The organism is Actinocorallia sp. API 0066, from assembly GCF_020991275.1.
Lineage (GTDB): Bacteria > Actinomycetota > Actinomycetes > Streptosporangiales > Streptosporangiaceae > Actinocorallia.
Map to the genome: position 1 here is coordinate 1 of NZ_JAJLQY010000039.1, position 679 is coordinate 679.

Annotated in this window: 1 pseudogene; it reads left to right on the plus strand. The window is 63.3% G+C overall.

Annotated elements, in window-relative coordinates:
• Positions 1 to 679, plus strand: a pseudogene (locus tag LO762_RS32240) (Fe-S oxidoreductase); the annotation flags it as partial.

Sequence of the window (679 nt, forward strand, 5' to 3'; positions counted from 1 at the left end):
CGCCCACTTCTTTGTCATGTGGGCGTTCTTCCTGCTCGCCACCGTCTACATCGAGGCCGGGGTGGCCCTGCTGTTCGGGATCGAGACGCACGTCCCGATCCTGCAGACGTGGGGTCCGGTCGGGTTCGTCCAGGACTTCATCGCCGTCATGTGTGCGGTGGGTCTTGCGGTGTTCGCCGGGATTCGGATCAAGAACGCGCCGAAGACGCAGGGGCGTCGGTCGCGGTTCTTCGGTTCGCATCTGGGTGGTGCGTGGCTGATCCTGTTCATGATCTTCAATGTGATCTGGACGATGTTCTTCTTCCGCGGCACTCTGGCGGCGTTGGAGACGGTGACGGGTGAGCACTACTTCCCGTTCGGTAAGGCGGCGTTCGCGTCGTACGGGGCCGGGTTGCTGTTCGACGGGCTGTCGGCGGGCACGCTGGAGGTCCTCGCCTCGGTCGGCCTGCTGCTGCACATCGGCGTCGCGCTCGCCTTCCTGGTCATCGTCGTCAACTCCAAGCACCTGCACATCTTCCTGGCGCCGTTGAACGTCATGTTCAAGCGCCGCCCGAACGGTCTGGGTGCCGCGCAGCCGGTGTTGAAGCCCGATGGTGAGATCCTCGACTTCGAGGAGGCCGATCCGGATGAGGATCTGTTCGGTCGCTCGCGGATTGAGGATTTCACGTGGAAGGGGTTT